Source organism: Niallia circulans, from assembly GCF_003726095.1.
Lineage (GTDB): Bacteria > Bacillota > Bacilli > Bacillales > Cytobacillaceae > Niallia > Niallia circulans_A.
In genome coordinates this window covers 965,268-987,156 of sequence record NZ_CP026031.1, presented here as the reverse complement: position 1 = coordinate 987,156, position 21,889 = coordinate 965,268, and the positions used below count along the sequence as shown (strand labels likewise).

Below are 21,889 nucleotides of genomic sequence, written 5' to 3'. Positions count from 1 at the left end.
TTCTCTCTCTCTGAACTTCAAGGTTAAATCTATCTATTCCAATTCTTCTTGCTTCATATAAAATTCCATTGCTTGATTAATCCATTGTTGTTCTTCTTCTGTAAAAGGAGATGGTGTCATATTTTCAATTTCTTGAATATCAAGCTCTTCCATATTAGTATCAGCCAGCTTTTGCATCAAATCCTCCCCAAGAAATGCCAAGGATGCTTCTATATAGGTCTTTATCATTTCTTGGACTTCTGGATCCTCTACTGGTTTACCATATAATCGTTTTACTTTTTTAGACATCTGAATATATGTTTTATCTAAAGTGATTTTATCTTCTTCCGATTTCTTTGATAGCTCTTCAACAACATCTGTTAACATATGACGCTCCATCCACTCTTCTTGGATATATTCGGTACGCATGCTATGAATGAGGCTAAATAAAACAGCACTATCTACTTCTCCTTCTTCCTTGACTAGCTTAATTACTCTTTTAATAGATTTTATGGATTGTTCAATTTGTTCTTGTTCTTTTTCTAACACTTGCAATTGGAGAGACAAACTTTCATTCAAATCAGTAGTAAAACTTGATTCATATAACAAATTAGCAATATTATCTAGACTATATCCTAGAAATTTTAGGCTAAGAATTTTCTGTAAGGTTACAATATCCTGATAATTGTAAATTCGGTGACCGGATGATGGATTCTTTTCGGGTCGTAATATACCAATCTCATCATAATAATGTAATGTAGGAATTGATACTCCTGTCTTTTCTGAGAATTCCCCAATCGAAAACTTGTTATTTTTGTCCATTAAAATTCCCCCTATTCAAAGTTTAATCTCATTATAACTCCTCAAGTAACTGGAGGTTCAAGGGAGAATTGGAAAAATTCTACCTAATGGTTGGCTATTGGGGAATAAGTTAAAAATTCCCCAGCTTATAGACTGTGGATATACTTCTTCTAACAACAAATAAACCCCACTTTCTGAATGGCTCTCATCCATCCAAAAGTGGAGGGTATCATTTATTCTTATCCAGCTTACTCGCCTAAATCCACATTGTGGTATACTTGCTGCACGTCATCTAAATTAGGGCTAATAATACTACTATATCAATGTTTTCACTAATCATTTAGTGTATGAAGTTATTAACATTTATTATAATTTAAAAGATGGGTTATTACTCTACTTTATTAAAAGTATTTCGTATAATTTTTATTGTTACCAAACAATATTGTGGTCAGTGTTAAAAAACACTCCCTATATCTTTTAACATCTCCATTATTAATGGACTAATTTGAATCAATCCATAACCTAATCCAGCATTCATTATCGAACTCCATCCCTTTTCACTCTTTCCAAGCATAAAGAAGAAACATCCACCTACAATAATTACTGAAGCAACTGAAATAAATAGCGCAACAAGGACATCAACTAATAGATTTAAAGCATGGCTAGTGTTTCCATTGCAGTATGACCAGCAAACTCAGTAGCTGCATTAACTGGAACAGCTGCAGGACTAGCAGCAAAGGTAGCTTTAGCTATTAATAATGGATGTTCATATTCTCCTAATTACTTAATCTAAATCATTTTTTTACTACTCTTTTTTTGGATGCGTAGTATTTTTCTTTCTTGTAATTTCCACTCATAAAGTCATTATAACGATAGTCTCCATTGTAATCTCTCCTTTTAAGTAACCCCGATTCAAAATTGAATATAGTTGATTTCTAATAGTTACTTTTATAATTATAAGTTGACATCTTCTTCTATTTGTTAAGTGTCCATATTAACATTTAAAACATACTTTATCCTTAGTTTTTTTTGCTAAAAGGTTAAAATCCCTGTTTTAATTGTTATCTTCCTACCTCATAAATTAACATAAACATTAATACTCTTCTCCCTCAGCGTCATTCGAGTACATTTCTTTATCAACTTGTATCCACTTAATGATATCTTTCTTTTTTTTCGGATAAGACTTCTCTAACTCCTTGTATTCCTCTACAAGATCATGTCCCTTTTTGGTTAATCTCGCTGGCTTCAAAGAGAAAAACGTATCCATTCTAAGCACTCTTTCAACATATCCCCCTTTTTCCAAATCAAATATGAAATTTTCAAATTCTCTCTGCTTAAATCCATAGTCTTCTGCAGTCGGTAAAGATTCACCTTTATCAATTTCTCTTAATACACTATAAATAACTCTCATAGAATATCTCTCCTATTTTTAAATACTCTACACATTTTTTAAAATATCCACCATAATTTACAATATATTCCAATATAATTACAGAAGCTTCCTTGGTAAATACTGCTGATTTTGAGGGTATAATAAAGAATAAAAGTATAAAGTTCCTTTTAGTGACCATATCTATAGTTGTTTTATGTTACTCTTTATTACTATCAAGTATTTTCGCAAACGAAAATCAAATCAAAAATAATACAGTTCTAGCTAGCAATCAATTGAAAATTATGACAAAGAAACATCCTCTTTAATCTTAGGAGAACAAATTACTCCACTCTCATTGAATGGCTATTTAGATGATCTGATATTATCAAGTGATGATATTAACGCATCTTACGAATTAGTTTCTCTTGAGCCAAGTGAATTACAAGAAATAAAAAATCTCAATCCTAAATGTAAACCAACTAATGGTTTACATTTAAACTATACTGATTTGGAAGACAATATCCAACAAGTAAAATACTACCTATCTACTCAGTTAATAGAAGCTCCAATTAATTCTGATGTCAGTCTGTTCGCAGTAGATACAATTTTTGATACTGCTAGTTTTACTTAAAAGACACTGAAATTCAAGTATCTTAAATAGTGTATTAAAATCATCTTACATCTGCATATAATTTGTTATTCATAGAGATAAGTAAATTAACTAGTGTACCTAGCGCAATATAAAATATACCGCGAACACATTTAGGAACATTATTTATGTACAACATGCTCAGTCCTTGATTCTTTAAAAGCATTAGATATGCTAAAATTAAATTCATTTTTCAAGTAATTTAAACATGAATTATTGTTATTTGTATATCCTTTAATAGTTCTGGGTGAGCAATTTTTAATCTTTAAATCGTATAAAAATTCTTGGTAAGCATCTGCTAATAACAAAGTAAAACCCCACTTTCTGAATGGCTCTCATCCATCCAAAAGTGGGGGGTATCATTTATTCTTATCCAGCTTACTCGCCTAAATCCACATTGTGGTATACTTGCTGCACGTCATCTAAATCTTCGATTGCATCAATCATTTTCTCGAATTGCGCCTGTGCCTCTGGATCTAATGTTACATCGTTTTGAGCAAGCATTGTTAACTCGGCTACAGTGAATTCTGTTACACCAGCTTGTTTAAATGCTTCTTGGACAGCGTGGAATTGATCTGGCTCTGCGTATACAATAACAGAATCTTCTTCTTCCATGATATCACGGACATCTACATCTGCTTCCATTAGTAGCTCTAATGCTTCTTCTTCTGTTTTTCCTTCTACACCGATAACAGCTGTTGCATCAAACATATAAGAAACAGATCCACTTACTCCCATGTTTCCGCCATTTTTGCCAAATGCGGCACGAACATCTGAAGCAGTTCTGTTTACGTTATTTGTTAAAGCATCAACGATTACCATCGAACCGTTAGGGCCAAAGCCTTCATAGCGAAGCTCGTCATATGTTTCTTCGGAACCGCCTTTTGCTTTTTCAATCGCACGATCAATGATGTGTTTTGGTACACTATATGTTTTTGCACGCTCTAGTACAACTTTTAATGCTTGGTTAGATTCTGGATCTGGTTCCCCTTGTTTAGCCGCTACATAAATTTCACGTCCGAATTTTGCGTAAATCCGACTAGTATTTGCATCTTTTGAAGCTTTTTTGTCTTTAATATTGTTCCATTTACGACCCATTATGAACACTCTCTTTCTGCTTATACATTCAACTTATTCATTATAGATAAAAACACGGTACTTCTTCAACTTTTAGTTACTGTATTTAAGCGCTTATCTATCTGTCATTACTTAAAGCCACTAATATTATACATGAAATGACCATTTTATTCAGCTTTTTGAAAAAAACTTTGTGGCAAACCTTGGACATTTTTAATGGGAATGCAAAAAAACTTGCAACCAAGGTTACAAGTTTTTACGATCAATTACTGTTTTTGCACAAATAGCTTTTCTCTTGTTTCTTTCGCTGCCTCTACCATCACTTCAAGTGCACGAATCGTTTCTTCTTCATTTCTAGTCTTCAAGCCGCAATCAGGATTAATCCAGAATAATTGTGGATCCAAAACACCTAAGGAGTTTCCGATTGTTTGCATTATTTCTTCTTTTGTTGGCACTCTAGGACTATGTATATCATATACACCAAGGCCAATTCCTTTCTCATATGTTTTATTTGCAAATGTTTGAATAAATTCACCGTGACTTCTCGAAGTTTCAATAGAAATGACATCCACATCGAGGGCATCAATAGCATCGATAATGTCTTCAAAATTCGAATAACACATATGGGTATGAATTTGTGTTTCCTTTTCCACAAAAGTGGTAGCAAGTTTAAAAGAATAGACGGCAGTATTTAAATAGCCCTGCCACTTTTCTTTTTTCAATGGCAGCCCTTCACGAAGTGCCGGTTCATCTACTTGGATCATGCGTATATCGTTTTTCTCCAGCTCCTCTACTTCATTCTTAAGGCTGAAGGCAATTTGTTTGGCAACTTCTGCTCGTGAAATATCATCTCTTACAAAAGACCAGTTTAAAATCGTAATGGGCCCTGTCAGCATTCCTTTCACAGGCTTATTCGTCAGACTTTGGGCATAAACCGTTTCTTTCACCGTCATTGGATTCACATAGGCCACATCTCCATATATAATAGGCGGCTTCACACAGCGGGAACCATAGGATTGAACCCAGCCGAATGTTGTAAACTGAAAACCAGCTAGTTTTTCGCCAAAATATTCAACCATATCGGTTCGTTCGAATTCTCCATGTACCAATACATCTAATCCCAAGTCTTCTTGTATTTCCATCCATTTTTTTATTTCTGCTTGAATAAAAGTCTCGTACTCCTCATTCGTTATTTCTCCTTTTCGCCATCGCAAGCGTTCCTTCCTTACTTCCTTTGTCTGCGGAAAACTTCCGATTGTAGTGGTTGGAAGAATAGGGAGTTTAAAAGCTTCTTGTTGTGCTTGCTGTCTGATTTTTGCATTTTCGCTTCTTTCCACTTTATCAGGAAGCCATTTTAATTCTTCTTGAAGGCGTTGATTATTTCTTGCTGAGGAGGCATTCAATTGACCGATTGCTTCTACGCTTTTATTGATTTCTGCTTGAATGACTGCTTTTCCTTTTCTAATTCCTTCTGTTAATGCATTTAATTCTTGTAGTTTTTCATCTGCAAAAGAAAGTGCTTCTTTTAAAATGGGAGTGATTTGCTCTTCCTTCACTGTTACCGGTACATGAAGTAAGCTTGATGACGGCTGAACAATTAACTTATCACTTCCGATTGCTTTCTGTATCTCTGTAAGCAGATTCCACTTTTCCTCTAAATTAGCTCTCCATACATTTCTACCATCAATAATGCCTGCCGCTAGGATTTTATCTTGGGGAAATCCGTATTGCTGGATGGATACTAAATTCTCTCCATCATCATGAACGAAATCTAAACCGATTCCTGCAACAGGCAACGAAACAATTGTTTTATAATCTGTTACAGAATCAAAATAGGTTTGGAGAATTATTTTTAAGTTTGGAGCCGCTTCTCGCAATGTTTGATATATTTGCTGCGTGATCTCCCATTCTCTTGCTGTGACATCTGTTACTAAATATGGTTCATCAATTTGAAGCCATTGTACCCCTTCTGCTTCTAGCTCTTTTAAAACCTGCGCATATAAAGGAAGATAGGATGCCACTGTTTCTGCAAGCTTATCTTCTTCATAGCCTTTTGCTAATTTGACAAAGGTCAGCGGTCCTAATAATACTGGTTTCCCCTCGATTCCTAATGCTGCTTTTGCTTCCCGATAAAAAAACAGCGGGCGATTCTCCGTTAATGTTGGTGTTCTCTCCCCAAGCTCTGGCACGATATAGTGATAATTTGTGTTAAACCATTTTTTCATGGCTGCTGCTACAGCAGCCGGATTTCCGCGAGCTATCTGAAAATAAGTTTGTAACGGGACCCTGCCCCCATCATAAGCAAATCTAGCTGGCACTTGCCCAAACATTGCAGCCGTATCTAATACATGGTCATAGAAACTAAAATCGCCAACTGGAATCAAGTCAATTCCTTGAAGCTTTTGCTTTTGTAAGTTTTTCAATCGAAGGTTTTTCGTTTCTTGTAAAAGCTCTTCTTCGGAACACTCTCCCTTCCAATAACGTTCCAATGCTTTTTTCCATTCTCGCTTTTCTCCAATTCTCGGATAGCCTAAATTAGAACTTTTGTACATTTCTTTTCCCCATTTCTTATTTTTTCTCAGCCGAAAGTTAGTAAAAAAAGAGTCTGACATCCACATTCTCTTTACAGAAGCTTCCTACATTCTTGCTTCTTGGATAAACAGTGGAGTCAGACTCTTATGAGATTTTCTCTCATTTTAGTCAGCACTAACTAGAGTTGAGATACGCTTTGTCCCAACACATGGTCTCCCTCCTCTATATCCACGTAGAGTAGCTTACTTACAAAATAGGCAGGTCTCCTGACTTAGAATCATCACTCTTTCTCCCCTTCCCATCTAAAAAGACAGTGGATATTGAGAAATTGCTCCTCTTTACAGTGGCGGGACCGTGCCGGATTCTAACCGGTCTTCCCTTTTAAGCTATGAATACTTCATTCACAGCACCTATTTGCGCTATTCAATTGTCCTGTGTAAAAAATAAAAAACCTCCCTTAAAAAAAGAGAGGTTTCACCTTGTATCCTTATCCCCCTCTTATCTTTCAAAGCATAGTAGCTTTGCTGGAATTAGCACCTTTTCTTTAAAAAGAATGGTTGCTGAGGCTTCGACGGGCCAGTCCCTCCACCTCTCTATATAAGAGTTTTTATTCGATTTTGAATTAACAAAATATTAGCACGATAATTTCTTGTTGTCAATTCTTGTTTTATAGACGTTGAAAGTTTTTTTACTTTTTGGATACGTAAAATTTTTATTCTCTAATAATTCATTTCCTTCTTTTACCTCTTATTTTTCTTGTTCCCCTTCTTGTTTACGAACGTTTGTTCTGATATGATAAAACCATTAAGGAGATGATGAATACGTAATCGAGGTTCGATTAAATGGACAGCGATGCTGCCGCCGGAGCATGTTCAAAGTATAAAAGAGATTTTAGAGTAACCCGAAAAAATATCAATTCTCATTTTAGAAAAAGATAAAATACAGAATAGAACTACTCTTACTAGAAGGACTCGAATATAATCTTTTGCTTCACTACGATCTTTTTAACCATGGAACGATCGATCGTTTAACTGGCAAAACCATCTAAAACAAGAGTTTCGTATTCAAGGATAAGAATAATCATATGCACTCTATTCCTTTTCACAGCTTAGTAAACATACAAAACAATAAAAAAAGGAGCACTACCGTGTTTGATTATGACCAATTGGCCAATAGAGCGATTCTTTGCGTTGATATGAAAAGCTTTTATGCAAGTATTATAGCGGTCACTAAAGGTTTAGACCCTCTAACCTGTCATCTAGTTGTTGTCGGCAATACCGATCAAAAAGGCAGTGTCGTACTTGCGGCATCTCCTGCTATGAAGAAGGATTTTAAGATAAAGACTGGCTCCCGCCTTTTTGAAATACCAGATGATCCACGAATTATTGTAAGTAATCCCCAAATGGGACTATTCGTTCGGGTGTCAACGGAAATAACGAAATTATTTTTTCGATATGTCCCTGTGACTGCTGTCCATACCTATTCTGTCGATGAAAGCTTTCTGGATGTCAGTGGAATGGAAAAAAGCTTGGGCACTCCCTTCCAAATAGCACAAAAAATAAAAGCTGATATTATGCGTGAGTTTGGGCTGCCTTCAACAATCGGCATCGGTCCCAATATGCTGATGGCGAAGCTTTGCCTCGATTTAGAAGCAAAAAAAGCAGATGGTGGTATAAGCAGATGGACTTATAAAGACATTCCAGATAAACTATGGCCTATCTCCCCTTTACGCGATATGTGGGGGATTGGGAAGCGAACGGAAAAAACATTAAATAATATGGGCATATTCTCTGTTGGTCAACTTGCACACTATGATTTAGGCTTACTAGAGAAAAAATTTGGAATTATGGGCAATCAACTTTACCATCATGCTTGGGGCATTGATTTATCGGAAATTGGCGCACCTATTATGCAGGGACAAATCAGCTATGGGAAAAGTCAGATTTTATTACGGGATTATAAAGAGATTGATGAAATCAAATCAGTTCTTCTTGAAATGTGCGAAGATGTTGCCAAAAGAGCACGAAGTAATCACCATGCAGGGCGCACCGTTACATTAGGCATTTCCTACAGCAAAGATGAGTTCGGCGGCGGTTTCCAGCGCTCGCGAACAATCGAAAATCCGACCAATGTAACCATGATTATTTATCAAGTTTGTCTTGAATTATTTCATGAGCATCACCGAGGACAAACCGTTAGACAAATTTCTGTTTCTATTACAAAATTAGAGAATGATAATGAAATGCAATTAGATTTATTTGATACAGGAGGCTGGAAAAAAAGAAAGCTTGGGTATGTTGTCGATACTATTCGAAATCGCTATGGATCGACCGCCCTTTTACGTGCTGTTTCCTACACTTCTGGCGGTACAGCCTTGCAGCGCGCACAGCTGCTTGGCGGTCATAAAAAATAAACAAAAATGAGGTGTTTCAAATGCTAAAACAAATTCGCTTAAAAGAAGAAAATATCCCATCAAAAAATAGCTATCCTTTTACAATCCCTGCTATTAGCCATTTCAGCTCCCTCGATTTTCAAAATAAAGTGACTTTTTTTGTAGGGGAAAATGGTTCTGGAAAGTCGACCTTGCTTGAGGCAATTGCCTATCAATGTCAATTTAACACAGCAGGCGGCGGAAGAAATAACCGCTATGAGGTTCATGCTTCTCAATCAGATTTAGGAGAATATCTGCAGCTATCTTGGTCCCCGACTAAGCTCACCAATGGATTCTTTCTGCGGGCCGAATCCTTTTATCAATTTGCCACCCATATTGATCAACTAGATGAGTTCGATAGTAATAAAAAATTCGCGAGCTATGGCGGAAAGTCCTTATTGCAGCAATCTCATGGCGAATCCTTCTTATCCCTCTTTCTCCATCGTTTTAGAGGGGAAGCCATTTATTTGCTCGATGAGCCTGAGGCAGCGCTATCGCCGCAGCGGCAATTAAGCTTTCTCCGCATCCTCCATGATTTAGCAGAAACAGAAGAATGTCAATTTATTATTGCCACCCATTCTCCGATTCTATTAGGGTATCCAAATGCAACAATTCTAAGCTTCGACGGGGATCAAATCGAAGAAATAGCATATGAGGATACAGAACATTATCAAATTACTAAATACTTTTTGCAATATCGGGAGAAAATGTTAAAAGATATATTTACAGAAGAAGAAATGTAAAAAAACATATATAGGATAATCTAATCAAAGTAAGTAAATAGTATAACTATCTAATTACTTCCAGGAGGATGTTATGCTTGGATTATTACTCTCTGTCTTTTTATTTAACTTGATTGCTTATAAAACAAATAAAAAGTTAACAGTAAATCAAATCTTACATATATGGATCTTCACGATTGCATTTCAACAGCTATTTGACTTATATATTGATATTGGATATCATGCCTACTGGTACTTCAGCAAAACCGAAGTAGATTGGGAATCCATCATTCATATTCTATTTTTAGTACCGCCTGTAAATATTATTTTCTTAAACCTTTATCCGATGAAAAAGCGGATTCTAAATAAAATTTTGTTTATTTTCCTATGGAATTTTGTCATTGTGGGATACGAGTGGCTTACTTTACTCCCTTCCCCATGGGGATTCTTTCATTACGGCTGGTGGAAACTCGCCTACTCCTTTCTTATTAATCCGTTCTTATTATTTATTTTAATTAAATATTATAAGCTAATAAATAAGCTCGAGAAGAAATCCTTTTTGGCGTAATTATAAAGAAAGCGCGCCCTATTGGATTGCTACTCGGCTTTTTTGTTGGGGTTTTATTTGGTTTGGCTGATATATCTGTAATTTGGCTGATTTCCTCCCACTTTGGCTGATATACCCTGTGGTTTGGCTGATTTTCTTTCCACTTTGGCTGATATATTCTGTAGTTTGGCTGATTTTCTCTCCACTTTGGCTGATATATTCTGTAGTTTGGCTGATTCCCCCTCCACTTTGGCTGATATATTCTGTAGTTTGGCTGATTCCCCCTCCACTTTAGCTGATATAGTGGCAATTCATCCTCTTTCTTCGTCACTTTTGGCCGTATACCCAAAAATCCATCCCGTTTTCCTCTGCCACATTCATGAATATAATCGAATATATATCTGAAATTAGTATTTACGCGCGTCTATATTTCCTATTTGACAGCAAATAGGACTATAAACTCATTTTTTTTACAAAAAACATTAAAAAATCATGACTTTATACCTTGAATTAACAGAGGAACATGGTAGAATTAAGTTTGGGCAAATTTTACGAAAGTAAAAGACGCAAAGCCACGGGCCTAAAGCGAAATGCTATGGCAGCCGGGTTGCCAAGATTATTGTATATCTTGTTAATAAATCTTCCTGTCTAATTTGCCTTATAAAATTAGAAAAGAGGAATGTTAATGTTTTACCCAACTGTAGTAACGGATGAAAAGCCTTGTCTTAGACATGTTGTAAAGGACAAAAATTATTGTATGTGTGGATCAAAGTATAAATCATACTCCACCTTTAAAAAATCAGACTTTAAACGAATTGAATTTAAGCAGTTAACTGATATCACCTGTCCTTACTGCCAGTCCATCATTAATTAATGATGGATTTTTTATTTTCTGCTGTTCCATCCCCTTTAGCAAATCAAACTTTATTCTGCAATTTTCCGACTCTACTGAGAATAAAATTATTATTATAGAAGAAAACTAAAGATATTTCATATTTAAGAAAATTTCAAAATGGAGATGAAATCCAATGTCGATTGTTATTTTACGAATTTTTATGGTTCTGATTAGTTGGGGAAGCTTGTTTTTTCTTCCAAAATCAGCAATTAAAAAATTTCTTCCGGTTACTTTTTTCTCTGCTTCTATCCTCTTAATTGAAACGCTCTTATCACTTATCTTTAAATGGTGGGAGGTCAAAGGCGGATTAAAATCATTGGTCGCAGACGCATTAGGGTTTATATTCGGACCTTTCGCCGCCATTAATATTTGGATATTTCATTTAACACAAAAAAGATTCCTTGTGTACACATTAGTAAACTTAATCATGGATCTTATTTTTTCGTTTCCACTAAATTCCTTTTTTCAAAAAGTAGGCTTTTATAAATTAAAAAAATTCACATCCATTCATTTATTCTTAATTGCATATGGCCTCTCTTTTCTTAATTACTGGTTTCAAAAATTTATCATCTCCGATAAAAAGATAAGGACTGCTTCTTAACGAGCAGTCCTTATCTTTTTAATTATTACTTTCCCATTCGGCAATTTCTTTGCGGACAATTGGGGCAACTTCTGTTCCAAGCAATTCGATTGAACGCATCACTTGGTCGTGTGGCATGCTGCCAACAGGAACATGGAGCATAAATCGTGTGATTCCCACATTTTTGCGCAGTGCAATAATTTTATCTGCGACAGTACGCGGATCTCCGACATATAAGGCTCCAGTTTCACTGCAAGCGGCATCAAAAGTTTCTCGAGTATATGGTTCCCATCCTCTTTCTTTCCCAAGCACATTCATGGCATATTGAGTAGATGGGAAGAATGCATCTGCTGCAAGCAGTGGATCTTCTCCTACAAATCCATGAGAATGAGACGCGACCGTTAACTTTTTCGGATCATGACCGGCATGCTCCACTGCACGGTAATACAGGTCGACAAGCGGGGCAAAGTTTGCCGGGTTTCCTCCGATAATCGCTAACACTAGTGGTAATCCAAGAATCCCAGCTCGTACAACAGACTCACTATTTCCTCCACTTCCAATCCATATTGGCAGTGGATCTTGCACTGACCGTGGATAAACACCACGATTTTGAATAGCTGCACGATGCTTTCCACTCCATGTTACTTTCTCGGATGCTTGCAATTTTAAAAGCAAATCTAATTTTTCATCAAATAATTCATTATAATCATTTAAATCATAGCCAAAGAGCGGAAATGATTCAATAAAAGAACCTCGGCCGGCCATAATTTCGGCACGTCCATTTGATAGCCCGTCCAATGTTGCAAAATCTTGAAACACCCGAACCGGATCATCAGAAGAAAGAACCGTCACCGCACTTGTTAACCGAATCTTACTTGTCTGTGTGGCTGCTGCTGCTAAAATAAGCGCAGGTGCGGACGCGGCATAATCTTTTCGATGATGTTCTCCTACGCCAAAAACATCTAACCCAACTTTATCTGCTAAAATAATTTCCTCCACTACTTGACGAATTCGCTCTGCATGGCTTACTACCTTCCCTGTATGCGGGTCTGGAGTTGTCTCTACAAACGTACTAATACCTATCTCCACTATGAATATATCCTCCTTAATAATGACACAAAAATCATATCTTCTTCTCTATTAAAACAGGAGATGTCTCGAATTACAACTATTGTGTTAGCGAAGAAAAAAGTAATGAACTTCTGATTCACTTCCCTTACAATGAAAGAATATACATAATCTAACCGCGGAGGGATACATATGTTTGAACATACAATTGATGAAGATTTAGCACTGAGAATGTTCCGTTTAGATGATGCCGAAGAATTTTTCCAATTAACGATGAAAAATAAAGCCTATTTAAAGGAATGGCTCGGCTGGCTCGATTATACGCGAACAGTAGAAGACACAAAAGAAAATATTCGGCAAAGACTGCAAGAAATTATTGAAATGGGCGGCTATCCAAAATCCACAGCCATTCTCTATAAAGGAAAAATTGCCGGAACCATTGGTTTCAACGTGATTAACCGTACAAGTAAGATTGGTGAAATTGGCTATTGGTTAGGGGAAGAATATCAGGGAAAGGGAATTATGACAAAGGCATGCCAAGCAATCATCCATTATGGCTTCACTGAATTAAAGCTTAATCGTATTCAAATTGCAGCAGCAAGCGAAAATAAAAAAAGCAGAGCACTTCCAGAAAGACTTGGATTTACAGAAGAAGGGATTATTAGACAAGCAGAATGGCTTTATGACCATTATGTCGACCATGTTATCTATGGTTTGTTGCGTGAAGAATGGGAAAACTCAAAATAAAGGACGGGATACCATGTTTTATAAATTGACTAGAGAACAACAAAAAGCAATGATTGCAGACATTCAATTCTTTTTTTCTCAAGAGCGAGAAGAAGAGATTTCGGAATTTGCTGCCGAACGAGTGTTAGACTTTGTGAAAGACTCCCTTGCTCCCCATTTTTATAATGCTGGAGTAAAAGATGCAAGAAAAATCGTGGAAGAAAGAGCCAGCTCTCTTGAAGACGAATTATTGACACTGGAAAGACCGATTAAATAAAAAGGGAAGGCCCACTGCCTTCCCCTTCTTTTCGTTTTTTTCAAAAACTAGCTCCATTGTTAAAAGCAACTCCACCGTTTCTTGCATATTCATGAACAAATTGGTTGATAATCCATTTTGAGTATTCCACTCAATCCTTTAACGGGAATGGAAACAAATTGATAGTCAAACATATAATCAGCTCCTCCACGTTTATTAGCGAAACCGAAAATCCCCTACTCTCTTCGATCACCCTCGCTTTTATGTTTTATACGCACTCACCTAACCAGTGGTTTCCTATACGCTACGATTTTTTCTAACTTCACATATATATAATCATTATGTGCATATTATAAAACGAACAAACGTTCTCAAAAAAGTATTGAAAAGAACGTCTGTTCGTTTTATTATAATAATATAAGGAGAGTGTTTACATGATTAAAGACCGTGGAACAAAAAAATGGGTAGCAATGATGCTGCCAGAACATGTTGCTGCTGTGAAAGAAGAGCTATTAAATGAGAAAAAAATAAAAAAGCCAGAATTAGATCAAGAAAAATTAAATGATATCGATTTACTTATTCACGAGGGAATGGAATATCATTTATTTCTGCAATTTTCATTATTTAAAAATGGATTTATCGAAACATTCATTGGCAGAACTGTTTTTATTGACTACTTAAAAAAGGAACTTCGGATAGAAGACGAAACCAATGTTATTCACTACATTCCATTCCATCTATTAATCGATGTGGAACGCCTATAATTTAAAGGAAATCACCATGAATAGACTATCAAAGGAAGACATAAAAATACTGGAACATCTCATTTATTTGCCTCTCTTGCTAACTGTTTTAGAAAGAGATTACCAGCAAGCAAAAACAACTCCCTTTAAACTTAATCAAGTCTATCTAAACTTAATCGAACATACGATGAAAAAAGTCCAAGATGATTTAAAAGGCTTCAAAGAAAAAATGGATAGAAAGAAATTAAAACTAATAAAAGGCAATATGGATAAAAACTTTACCGAGTATCATTACTATGTAGCCAACTATCACGAAGTTCACCGATTTGCTAATACAGAATTAAAAGCAAATACAGAAAAGCTATTATCTTACTATTTATTTAAGGAAAATGCTGTTTTTTAAGTTGCCTTAAATAAATAAAATCCTGAGATTAATGGTCATGAAAAATGGACTCCATTCATCTCAGGAATCAATTTTTTTAGCCTACTTAAATATACTAACAATCAAATCCCTCGTAACTGAGATATCTGCTTCCTGCTTTACCCTATATAAATAATCCGCTACCCCTTCGCTGCTTATTTATGCTGACGCTCAAGAAGCGACTTCGTAAGTGGCTGCTGTTCTCAAACGTAATTTTCCCTGCTTGCTTCTCGCAATTCTCTCCTTTAGCAGCTCTATCGGCAGATCAAAATGGACAAGAATCGTCGTGAAACCATGTGTTTTATACTATTGAAGCAGTTCCATCCGACTTTCGCGATTGCTATTACTCAAAATGAGATGACAGTCAGAGTGATGGACGGCATAATCAACAATTGTTTTTGTGAGAGCATGCTTAATAAGATTAGGCCACTTCTTTGGCAAAAGCTTTTCATAATAGGTCTGCAAAAATTCTGCATGATTATCTTGATCCATGACAATCGCGTTTTCAAGTCTGCTTTTAACGTTTGCGTAAAAAGTGGACTTTCCGCTATGTGTCACGCCCACTGTCATGATGACTAATCTTTTCATGTTCCCCCATTAGCAAAATGCTTCCTTCACTCTAACAAAAATCATCATCTTTTCCTATCAAAAAATTTCCAACTCTCTCTAGTACAGAATAGATTCAGCTACTTTTGGAATCATAAAAACGATATGCAGATTATCAAAAAGGAGCTAGATGATGTATGTATTTTTATAAAGAAGATTTAATCAATATGATCGTCCCAGACAAACCAGATCCAAATGCAGCAAAAGTATTGCAGGAGGCATTAGGCGGACAGTTTGGAGAAATGAGAACACTAATGCAGTTCTCCTTTCAAAGCGCTAACTTCCGTGGAAAAGCAAAACAGTATCGTGATCTTATCCGCGGCGTATTCTTGGAAGAGCTTAGCCATGTAGAGCTTGTACAATCCACTATCAATCAGCTTCTAAACGATTCTGGTGGTAGCATGCCAGGAAATATGGCAAGTGATGGAGCTCCTTTAGATGATGTCATCAAAGGCGGGGCAAACCCTCACCATTATATAATTGGTGCAAAAGCTTCTCTTCCTGTCGATGCAGGCGGAAATCCATGGAATGGTTCTTGGGTGTACGACCATGGAAACCTCGTTGCTAATCTTCTCAATAATGTAATGTTAGAATCAACAGGAGTTCTTCAAAAATCAAGAATTTATGAAATGAGCGATAATAAGACATTAAGAGAAACGATTGCTTTTTTAATCGTTCGTGATAATGCTCATCAAAATGCTTTTGCCAAAGCATTAGAAACATTAGGAGTAGATTGGGGGAAAATTCTGCCTGTTCCAAACTACGATATTAATAAATATCCTGAATGCCGCAAATATGTAGAGATGGGCTTCCACAATGCCCAATTTAATTTCCGCCTAGACGACACGAGAATCGGTGAGATTTTTCAAGGCACAACCCCTAGCCGAAATAATGGCGATTTAAATGTCGTTCCACCACCGCAAGGCTATCCAGTTCCAGAACTGCCAGATATGCCAAATGAGCATGCATCAGGCCTTATGGATTTAAATAATTAAGCTTAAAAAATGGGAGAAGCATTATGGCATCTTCCATTTTTTCTTCCTCTTTTCTTGCTCTCCTTAACACCATCGTCATTCCATGTGCATATTAAAAAATAGGATCTATTCCTTAAAAATTATGTATTGGAGGAAAATCGCATGTCAAAGTCAGGCTATATTCCTGATAACACGAATATTCATTCATCAAGTGGCACTCCTAATCTTATTTATAACACTCGTGATAATGTATTTTTTGAAAGAAATCCCGAAAACATTGCCTATAAAGTTACTTCCACACAATTACCAGCTATGATTGGTGGAGCCTTTGTCGATTTATTTTTAACAAGAGGACATATGCGAGAGCCACATTGGCATCCAAACGCATGGGAATTAGATGTCATTGTATCCGGAGAAGCAATGATTTCGATTGTTGATCCAGATACAAGAAAACTTCATCATTACCATGCGAAAGTTGGGGATGTCGTATTTATTCCAATGGCATGGTGGCATTGGATACAGCCGACGACAGAGAAATTGCACTTACATCTCTTCTTTAATAATGACCAGTTTGAAAGTGCGGAAGGCTCCGATACATTACGCTTAACTCCACCAGAGGTTTTTGAAGCAGCATATGGAGTGGATTCAGAAAAGGTTGCCAATGCTTTTTCTGCGCTGAAGGAATCTGTTGTCATTGGTCCACCAGATTCCCATCGCCTCCAAACTTCCTCCGTCTCCAATCTGGAACAAACAAAAAAAGAAGTTCCCGATAAAATATCTATCCAAATTAATCATAAACAGATTGATTATTAATTTTTTGCTAAAAAAAACTCTGCTCAGGATGAAATGAGCAGAGTTTTTCGCGTTCCTAGCTGGCAAGTTATTGGTTGTCCATCCACTTTATCATATGCAGTCTTAACAATTTGGTTATAGAAAAAACAGCATTTTTCTCATTCTTGGGGAAAGTTTGATAACGAAAGGAAACTTTCTCATCCACTAGCGCGTATATGTAATAAACAAACTATTTGGAGTGGTACAAATGAACATAGATAAAAAGTATTGGCTATTAATGCCTTCTTTTTTAATAATAGGAATTGTACTTATTCTCTTTCTTCCACCAGAAAAGAGTTATATTCCCTTATCTTTGCCGATTGTATTTTGGTGCATTTATTATGTTTGGAAACATTACGGGAAAGCCAGAGAACGCAAGCAATAAATTTGTTTGCTGCTATTACTTCTCTATCTGCCAATGGACAGTTGCTTTCCACCTGCCTTCACTTGTTAAGGGTAGAATAATCTAGAAGTCTTCCATTTTATTTTTCTGGATAAATTCTGTCCCCGCGGCAATACTATGAATAACTATCTATTTGAGCAGGTGAAATTCCCCATGAATATGGAAAGATGGATTTTAGTTGGGATTATCGCAATCAGTATCCTTGCCATTTTCTTACTTGTTCCCAAACAGAAAACGAGAGATGCGTGGGTGATATTTTTATCTCTGCAGATTATTACCTGGCCTGCCGGATTACTTGCTGTGGAATGGAATATGATTGACTACCCTGTTCAACTCTTCTCCTCCGCAAACGAATTTAACCGGTCTAGCTTTACATTTGAGTTTTTCCTTTTCCCTGTGACAGCGATTATGTTTAGTTTATACTTTCCCAAAAAATTTAAAAAAACAGGAAAATTCTTCTATTATTTTCTCTTTGCTGGATTCTTTACTTGTCTTGAAGTAGTAATAGAGCGCTACACCGAACTCGTGGACTATCTTAGTTGGCACGGATATTATACGCTGCTAAGTGTTATGGTCACATTGTATATTAACCATACTTACTATAGTTGGTTTAAAAAGGAACTGAAATACAATGAATAAGGAACTAATTATTTTAATTGTTTCATGGGTTGTCTGTTTGTTTTTACTCATTCGCTTTATTCCGAAAGAGAGAAAAAGATATTTTCAAATTGTTTTTTTATTTGCCCATGCAACTGCTTGGATCTTTACACATATACAAGTATCGATGGACTTGGTGAGATTTCCATATAGAGAATTTTCGCATGCAACAAAAATGAGTTTCTCCCTCTACTACATAGTATTGCCAACCTTCGCTGTTCTTTTTCTTCTCTATTATCCGGAAAAGAAACATCGGCTAAAAATTTTCCTCTATTACTTAATCTTTAGCAATGGCATACATCTTTATATGTTTTTAGTAGAGAAAAATAGCAATCTTATTCATGATCTAAACTGGCATTGGTGGCTTGCTGTCAGTATCGACTTCCTCGTTTTATATATGACTAAGACATTTGCCTTCTGGTTTAGAAAAGGTTTTTCATAAATACAAAGGATAAATAAAAGGTCAAATTCCCCCTGAACATGAAGGAATTTGGCCTTTTTCTTTAACATCTTACATATTTCCGCTTGAACCCAAGCATTCCCCTGTCCAGCTCTTTTTGTATTCTGTCTGCTACAATCGAGGTCGTGCTTTTTTTCTTGCCTTTCTTGATTTCCACTGGACCTACTGCTTTAGCTGTTGCTACTGCCAGCTCATGTAAGGGAACATAGGAAATGGCCACAGTGGCAATAAAGTTGTTCATAGAGGATTTCACAATATCTGGAGCTTGATGAATCGTATTTTTCACTTGCTCCAACATGCTTGCAAGCTTGGTTTCACTAAACTCCTCGTCCTTGCGGTTTCCTAACAGCCAGCAATAACAGCTCCATCCGGCTGACATACGAAATTCTTCTCCGCTTTCGATCCACTTATCAGCAACAGCTTGGGCAAAATCAGTTTCCGCTAAAGAAACGGCTACTATGTAATCGGAAATCATGTAAAAATAAGCTGCATCAATCCACCGTTCAAAATCTTCCTCTGTCATGCTCTTTGGATCACAAATAACCCCTGCAAAATACATGGCATCATAGTTACCCGTTGCATATAGTTCTTCTGCTAAGGGCTGATTTTTCTTAATTATCCTGGAAAGTGGCTTCATCGCACCTGTTGCAACCCCAAAAACCGGCTCCTGCGCTCCGTTTCCCATATAAATCTTTTTCGTTCTTTCCTTCCCTAGTGCTTCTAGTTCCTGCATAACTGTTTCCAAATCCATTGTTTCACTTCCTCTTCTATTATTTTAATTCAAATATATATTCTGTGGACTTTTGACAATTGAAGGAATTTATCTGTTTCTTGTTGAAGTATACACCTATCCATTGTATTTAGAAAAAAGGAGTATTGTCAATGAAGCAGCCATTCCCTATCATAGAAACAGAGCGTTTGCATTTAAGACAGGCAACAAATGAAGATGCAAAAGATATGTATATCTACTTATCGGATCAAGAGGTAGTGCAGCATATGGGGCTTGAACCTTACAAGTCAGCAGATGATGTATTAGAAGAAATAAATTGGTACAAATCAATCTGGGAAAAAGGCACTGGCATACGCTGGTGCATCACATTGAAAAAGGAGAACATCGTTATAGGAAGCTGCGGCTTTCTGAATAGACAGCCAAAGCATTATAAAGCAGAAATTGGCTATGAATTAAGCAGAAGCTATTGGGGGCAAGGAATCGCAGGCGAAGCCCTCAACGCTGTTCTCGCCTATGGATTTCAACAGCTTAGCTTAGAAAGAGTCGAGGCCTTAATCGAACCAGCCAATACAGCCTCGCAAAAATTAGTCGAAAAACACGGCTTCTTAAAAGAAGGCCTATTAAGGCATTATGAGTATACACGCGGAAAGTTTGATGATTTATATATGTATTCGATCCTTAAAGGAGATTTTAAAAAAAGCCCTGTGTAAGAAGCAGGGCTTTCGGTTTGTCGATATAAAGATATTAGAGAAGAAACATCGTTATCCTTCTTAATAGCTACTTTTATAGTCATTTACTTGGATGGTTTAGGAATAATAGGCACCCAGAGTTCATGGCGAGGTTTATGTCCTGGGCCATAATAACATTCTATACATGGTAAATTAGCAAGCTCATATCCAGAGGTAGGAACCCACTCGGAATATAATCGTTTCCATGCTTCTACGATATTGGGAAAAACAGCCCATGTTGCTGGAGGAATTAAGATGGTTTCCATCCCATTTTTTGCTTCTCCCTCATACCGGACACCCGTAAAATAATTGAATTCCTCGTCCATTATGGCGGCTTCTTTCCCACAAATACCTAAAATGCCTTCCAGTAAGCACTTCGGATTTTCCCAAGATAGATCAATCAATTCCTGCATAAATCCATCTTTTTTCGCTTTGCTCCAGATGGTCGGGATTTTTTTAAAAGCTTTACTTGTTTGAACCGGATTGCTTTTCCCAACAATCTTTACTTCAAAGTCTATATTTTCGATTCGATATTCCATTTCTGTGTCCCCTTTCATAGCGATTTGAAAGGAGATTTTTGGAAAGGCCTTTAGCTGTGTTCCTTGATGGCGGCATTCAGAAGGCTTTATTCCATGCAGTTTCTTGAAAGCGCGAGAAAAAGAATCAGCCGATTCATAACCATATAATTGAGCAATTTCAATAATCCGCCTATCGCTTTGTTGTAATTCAAAAGCAGCAAGCGTTAACCGTCTGCGTCTAATATATTCAGATAGGGTAAATCCAGATATAGATGCAAACATTCTCGAAAAATGGAACTCGGAACAGTACGCAATTTTGGCTAATTCTTTGTAGTCTATCTCTCCTTCTAGATTTGCTTCTATGTAGTCTAGTACATTATTCATTCTATCCAGCCAGTCCATAGATTCCCTCCTTTCACTTCCTATGTTATAAAACTTAGAGACATTTTGTCCGACATATGTTGCCTATAAATGTCGTATCCAGGTGGCATTGATAAAGACGGCTAATCTGCCATATATTCATTCACTAATTCATAGCATCTTTTCTTAGTTGATTCGTATAAAGAAATATAATTGGCAACATTCTCAAACGTACCGCCACTATATTTTTCTCTCTCTTCCTTTGCTGCCGCTTCCTTTTGTTCAATCCACTTCATTTGTTCTGTTTTCAAATCATTCATTACCTCTGGTGCTAACTCTGCTTTTAAAATGCTATAAATCTCGTTCAAAGCCTCATCGTACTTTTCATAGGATACACCATAGTAATTTTTCATTGCATTTGTTACGCCTTTATCTGAATCCTTCTTATCAGGCATAGCATCTACTTCTTTTTGGATGTTATCTAATTTTTTGATAAACTCCGCTTTTCTTCCCTCTACTTTATCGTCAGCTTGCGATTTATCTTCGCTGGCCGGTTCATCCATCTGGCTATCCTTACTATTTTCAGCAGTTTCTGTACTATCTGCAGGTGACTCATTAGACGGAGAAGAAACGTCTTTGTTTTCTGCTTTCTGATCAGTTTCTGACTGCTTATTATTTGTGTTGTTCGCTGAATCACTTTCAGATGCATTGCTGCATGCAGACATGCCTGCTAATAAAAGAACAAACAGGGTTGCTGCAAAAAATATACTGCTTTTTTTCATTTTTTAAAACTCCAATCTCTTTATGTCTTTTCCGAAAAGTT

The 21,889-nt window shown here is 36.5% G+C and carries 25 protein-coding genes and 3 riboswitches; of the genes, 15 read left to right on the top strand and 10 right to left on the bottom strand.

The features are described from left to right. Positions 1-33 precede the first annotated feature (33 nt). The 4 genes from C2I06_RS04490 to metE all read right to left on the bottom strand — a co-directional run bounded on the left by C2I06_RS04490 (position 34) and on the right by metE (position 6,430). A complete protein-coding gene (locus C2I06_RS04490; RefSeq protein WP_123257547.1) occupies positions 34-801 on the bottom strand; it encodes a MerR family transcriptional regulator in 768 nt (255 codons plus the stop codon). Between the two features lie 1,072 nt (positions 802-1,873). Further along, positions 1,874-2,191, bottom strand: coding sequence for a hypothetical protein (locus C2I06_RS04485; protein ID WP_123257546.1), 318 nt, complete (start codon positions 2,189-2,191; stop codon positions 1,874-1,876). 988 nt (positions 2,192-3,179) lie between these two features. Beyond that, complete coding sequence (locus C2I06_RS04475; protein WP_047940162.1) at positions 3,180-3,899, bottom strand: YebC/PmpR family DNA-binding transcriptional regulator; 720 nt, start codon at positions 3,897-3,899, stop codon at positions 3,180-3,182. Between the two features lie 245 nt (positions 3,900-4,144). Continuing rightward, positions 4,145-6,430: a 5-methyltetrahydropteroyltriglutamate--homocysteine S-methyltransferase gene (gene metE / locus C2I06_RS04470; RefSeq protein WP_123259110.1), complete on the bottom strand. Its 2,286-nt coding sequence runs from the start codon at positions 6,428-6,430 to the stop codon at positions 4,145-4,147. A 219-nt stretch (positions 6,431-6,649) separates the two neighbouring features. Beyond that, positions 6,650-6,839, bottom strand: a riboswitch (cobalamin riboswitch). Positions 6,840-6,905: 66 nt separating this feature from the next. Further along, positions 6,906-7,014: riboswitch (SAM riboswitch) on the bottom strand. 591 nt (positions 7,015-7,605) lie between these two features. Here metE and C2I06_RS04465 point away from each other — a divergent pair. The 3 genes from C2I06_RS04465 (at position 7,606) to C2I06_RS04455 (ending at position 10,131) form a co-directional block, all read left to right on the top strand. Next, entirely contained in the window at positions 7,606-8,823 is a 1,218-nt protein-coding gene (locus tag C2I06_RS04465) for a Y-family DNA polymerase (protein ID WP_217279845.1), read from the top strand. Positions 8,824-8,843: 20 nt separating this feature from the next. After that, positions 8,844-9,584 (top strand): AAA family ATPase, encoded by a 741-nt coding sequence (locus tag C2I06_RS04460; RefSeq protein WP_123257544.1) that lies wholly within the window; start codon positions 8,844-8,846, stop codon positions 9,582-9,584. 73 nt (positions 9,585-9,657) lie between these two features. Continuing rightward, the gene (locus C2I06_RS04455) at positions 9,658-10,131 is read left to right on the top strand and encodes a hypothetical protein (RefSeq protein ID WP_123257543.1); all 474 of its coding nucleotides are present in this window, start codon (positions 9,658-9,660) and stop codon (positions 10,129-10,131) included. Here the strand turns inward: C2I06_RS04455 and C2I06_RS24850 are convergent. Further along, positions 10,079-10,459, bottom strand: a complete 381-nt coding sequence (locus C2I06_RS24850; RefSeq protein WP_164463619.1) for a hypothetical protein — start codon at positions 10,457-10,459, stop codon at positions 10,079-10,081. The two genes, C2I06_RS04455 and C2I06_RS24850, sit on opposite strands and share 53 nt — an antisense overlap. Before the next feature lie 182 nt (positions 10,460-10,641). Continuing rightward, positions 10,642-10,725, top strand: a riboswitch (cyclic di-GMP riboswitch). A 70-nt stretch (positions 10,726-10,795) separates the two neighbouring features. On the opposite strand from C2I06_RS24850, the gene C2I06_RS24845 reads away from it, so the two are divergent. Beyond that, positions 10,796-10,984: a hypothetical protein gene (locus C2I06_RS24845; protein ID WP_141231309.1), complete on the top strand. Its 189-nt coding sequence runs from the start codon at positions 10,796-10,798 to the stop codon at positions 10,982-10,984. A 154-nt stretch (positions 10,985-11,138) separates the two neighbouring features. Beyond that, positions 11,139-11,606 carry a hypothetical protein gene (locus tag C2I06_RS04445; protein WP_123257541.1) on the top strand — a complete coding sequence of 156 codons (468 nt, stop codon included), beginning with the start codon at positions 11,139-11,141 and terminating at the stop codon, positions 11,604-11,606. A gap of 18 nt (positions 11,607-11,624) precedes the next feature. On the opposite strand, the gene C2I06_RS04440 is transcribed toward C2I06_RS04445, so the two are convergent. Further along, positions 11,625-12,674: an LLM class flavin-dependent oxidoreductase gene (locus C2I06_RS04440; RefSeq protein WP_123257540.1), complete on the bottom strand. Its 1,050-nt coding sequence runs from the start codon at positions 12,672-12,674 to the stop codon at positions 11,625-11,627. A gap of 171 nt (positions 12,675-12,845) precedes the next feature. On the opposite strand from C2I06_RS04440, the gene C2I06_RS04435 reads away from it, so the two are divergent. The 4 genes from C2I06_RS04435 (at position 12,846) to C2I06_RS04420 (ending at position 14,781) form a co-directional block, all read left to right on the top strand. Then, entirely contained in the window at positions 12,846-13,400 is a 555-nt protein-coding gene (locus C2I06_RS04435; protein WP_095328308.1) for a GNAT family N-acetyltransferase, read from the top strand. A gap of 13 nt (positions 13,401-13,413) precedes the next feature. Further along, entirely contained in the window at positions 13,414-13,656 is a 243-nt protein-coding gene (locus tag C2I06_RS04430; protein WP_095328307.1) for a DUF2164 domain-containing protein, read from the top strand. A 413-nt stretch (positions 13,657-14,069) separates the two neighbouring features. Beyond that, on the top strand, positions 14,070-14,399 hold the full coding sequence (locus tag C2I06_RS04425; RefSeq protein ID WP_095328306.1) for a YolD-like family protein: 330 nt from the start codon (positions 14,070-14,072) through the stop codon (positions 14,397-14,399). 16 nt (positions 14,400-14,415) lie between these two features. After that, entirely contained in the window at positions 14,416-14,781 is a 366-nt protein-coding gene (locus C2I06_RS04420; RefSeq protein WP_095328305.1) for a YhjD family protein, read from the top strand. A 324-nt stretch (positions 14,782-15,105) separates the two neighbouring features. Here C2I06_RS04420 and C2I06_RS25425 read toward each other — a convergent pair whose 3' ends face one another. Beyond that, entirely contained in the window at positions 15,106-15,387 is a 282-nt protein-coding gene (locus C2I06_RS25425; protein WP_235850182.1) for an ATP-binding protein, read from the bottom strand. Between the two features lie 155 nt (positions 15,388-15,542). Between C2I06_RS25425 and C2I06_RS04410 the strand changes: the two genes are divergently transcribed. From C2I06_RS04410 to C2I06_RS04395, 5 genes are all read left to right on the top strand, one after another. Beyond that, complete coding sequence (locus C2I06_RS04410; RefSeq protein WP_123257539.1) at positions 15,543-16,400, top strand: manganese catalase family protein; 858 nt, start codon at positions 15,543-15,545, stop codon at positions 16,398-16,400. Positions 16,401-16,541: 141 nt separating this feature from the next. Continuing rightward, a complete protein-coding gene (locus C2I06_RS04405; protein ID WP_123257538.1) occupies positions 16,542-17,192 on the top strand; it encodes a cupin domain-containing protein in 651 nt (216 codons plus the stop codon). Between the two features lie 226 nt (positions 17,193-17,418). Then, on the top strand, positions 17,419-17,595 hold the full coding sequence (locus C2I06_RS24840; protein WP_164463618.1) for a hypothetical protein: 177 nt from the start codon (positions 17,419-17,421) through the stop codon (positions 17,593-17,595). A 171-nt stretch (positions 17,596-17,766) separates the two neighbouring features. After that, complete coding sequence (locus tag C2I06_RS04400) at positions 17,767-18,252, top strand: CBO0543 family protein (protein WP_095328302.1); 486 nt, start codon at positions 17,767-17,769, stop codon at positions 18,250-18,252. Further along, entirely contained in the window at positions 18,245-18,712 is a 468-nt protein-coding gene (locus C2I06_RS04395) for a CBO0543 family protein (RefSeq protein WP_095328301.1), read from the top strand. Before C2I06_RS04400 ends, C2I06_RS04395 begins: the two co-directional genes overlap by 8 nt. A gap of 61 nt (positions 18,713-18,773) precedes the next feature. On the opposite strand, the gene C2I06_RS04390 is transcribed toward C2I06_RS04395, so the two are convergent. Beyond that, positions 18,774-19,481, bottom strand: coding sequence for a DNA alkylation repair protein (locus tag C2I06_RS04390; RefSeq protein ID WP_095328300.1), 708 nt, complete (start codon positions 19,479-19,481; stop codon positions 18,774-18,776). A gap of 131 nt (positions 19,482-19,612) precedes the next feature. Between C2I06_RS04390 and C2I06_RS04385 the strand changes: the two genes are divergently transcribed. Next, entirely contained in the window at positions 19,613-20,170 is a 558-nt protein-coding gene (locus C2I06_RS04385) for a GNAT family N-acetyltransferase (protein ID WP_095328299.1), read from the top strand. Positions 20,171-20,253: 83 nt separating this feature from the next. Here the strand turns inward: C2I06_RS04385 and C2I06_RS04380 are convergent, their stop codons facing one another. Together C2I06_RS04380 and C2I06_RS04375 are read right to left on the bottom strand one after the other, a co-directional pair. Continuing rightward, on the bottom strand, positions 20,254-21,108 hold the full coding sequence (locus C2I06_RS04380; protein WP_095328298.1) for an AraC family transcriptional regulator: 855 nt from the start codon (positions 21,106-21,108) through the stop codon (positions 20,254-20,256). Positions 21,109-21,209: 101 nt separating this feature from the next. Beyond that, positions 21,210-21,848: a lysozyme inhibitor LprI family protein gene (locus C2I06_RS04375; RefSeq protein WP_095328297.1), complete on the bottom strand. Its 639-nt coding sequence runs from the start codon at positions 21,846-21,848 to the stop codon at positions 21,210-21,212. Between the last annotated feature and the right edge of the window lie 41 nt (positions 21,849-21,889).

Bases quoted from the DNA above. Each gene is read 5' to 3' on its own strand.
- C2I06_RS04435 (WP_095328308.1), top strand. From the start codon at position 12,846: ATGTTTGAACATACAATTGATGAAGATTTAGCACTGAGAATGTTCCGT.
- C2I06_RS04420 (WP_095328305.1), top strand. From the start codon at position 14,416: ATGAATAGACTATCAAAGGAAGACATAAAAATACTGGAACATCTCATT.
- C2I06_RS04475 (WP_047940162.1), bottom strand. From the start codon at position 3,899: ATGGGTCGTAAATGGAACAATATTAAAGACAAAAAAGCTTCAAAAGAT.
- C2I06_RS04410 (WP_123257539.1), top strand. From the start codon at position 15,543: ATGTATTTTTATAAAGAAGATTTAATCAATATGATCGTCCCAGACAAA.
- metE (WP_123259110.1), bottom strand. From the start codon at position 6,430: ATGTACAAAAGTTCTAATTTAGGCTATCCGAGAATTGGAGAAAAGCGA.
- C2I06_RS04375 (WP_095328297.1), bottom strand. From the start codon at position 21,848: ATGAAAAAAAGCAGTATATTTTTTGCAGCAACCCTGTTTGTTCTTTTA.
- C2I06_RS24845 (WP_141231309.1), top strand. From the start codon at position 10,796: ATGTTTTACCCAACTGTAGTAACGGATGAAAAGCCTTGTCTTAGACAT.
- C2I06_RS04455 (WP_123257543.1), top strand. From the start codon at position 9,658: ATGCTTGGATTATTACTCTCTGTCTTTTTATTTAACTTGATTGCTTAT.
- C2I06_RS04430 (WP_095328307.1), top strand. From the start codon at position 13,414: ATGTTTTATAAATTGACTAGAGAACAACAAAAAGCAATGATTGCAGAC.
- C2I06_RS04445 (WP_123257541.1), top strand. From the start codon at position 11,139: ATGTCGATTGTTATTTTACGAATTTTTATGGTTCTGATTAGTTGGGGA.
- C2I06_RS04395 (WP_095328301.1), top strand. From the start codon at position 18,245: ATGAATAAGGAACTAATTATTTTAATTGTTTCATGGGTTGTCTGTTTG.
- C2I06_RS24840 (WP_164463618.1), top strand. From the start codon at position 17,419: ATGAACATAGATAAAAAGTATTGGCTATTAATGCCTTCTTTTTTAATA.
- C2I06_RS04385 (WP_095328299.1), top strand. From the start codon at position 19,613: ATGAAGCAGCCATTCCCTATCATAGAAACAGAGCGTTTGCATTTAAGA.
- C2I06_RS04425 (WP_095328306.1), top strand. From the start codon at position 14,070: ATGATTAAAGACCGTGGAACAAAAAAATGGGTAGCAATGATGCTGCCA.
- C2I06_RS04465 (WP_217279845.1), top strand. From the start codon at position 7,606: ATGAAAAGCTTTTATGCAAGTATTATAGCGGTCACTAAAGGTTTAGAC.
- C2I06_RS25425 (WP_235850182.1), bottom strand. From the start codon at position 15,387: ATGAAAAGATTAGTCATCATGACAGTGGGCGTGACACATAGCGGAAAG.
- C2I06_RS04460 (WP_123257544.1), top strand. From the start codon at position 8,844: ATGCTAAAACAAATTCGCTTAAAAGAAGAAAATATCCCATCAAAAAAT.
- C2I06_RS04380 (WP_095328298.1), bottom strand. From the start codon at position 21,108: ATGGACTGGCTGGATAGAATGAATAATGTACTAGACTACATAGAAGCA.
- C2I06_RS04490 (WP_123257547.1), bottom strand. From the start codon at position 801: ATGGACAAAAATAACAAGTTTTCGATTGGGGAATTCTCAGAAAAGACA.
- C2I06_RS04400 (WP_095328302.1), top strand. From the start codon at position 17,767: ATGAATATGGAAAGATGGATTTTAGTTGGGATTATCGCAATCAGTATC.
- C2I06_RS04405 (WP_123257538.1), top strand. From the start codon at position 16,542: ATGTCAAAGTCAGGCTATATTCCTGATAACACGAATATTCATTCATCA.
- C2I06_RS04485 (WP_123257546.1), bottom strand. From the start codon at position 2,191: ATGAGAGTTATTTATAGTGTATTAAGAGAAATTGATAAAGGTGAATCT.
- C2I06_RS04390 (WP_095328300.1), bottom strand. From the start codon at position 19,481: ATGGATTTGGAAACAGTTATGCAGGAACTAGAAGCACTAGGGAAGGAA.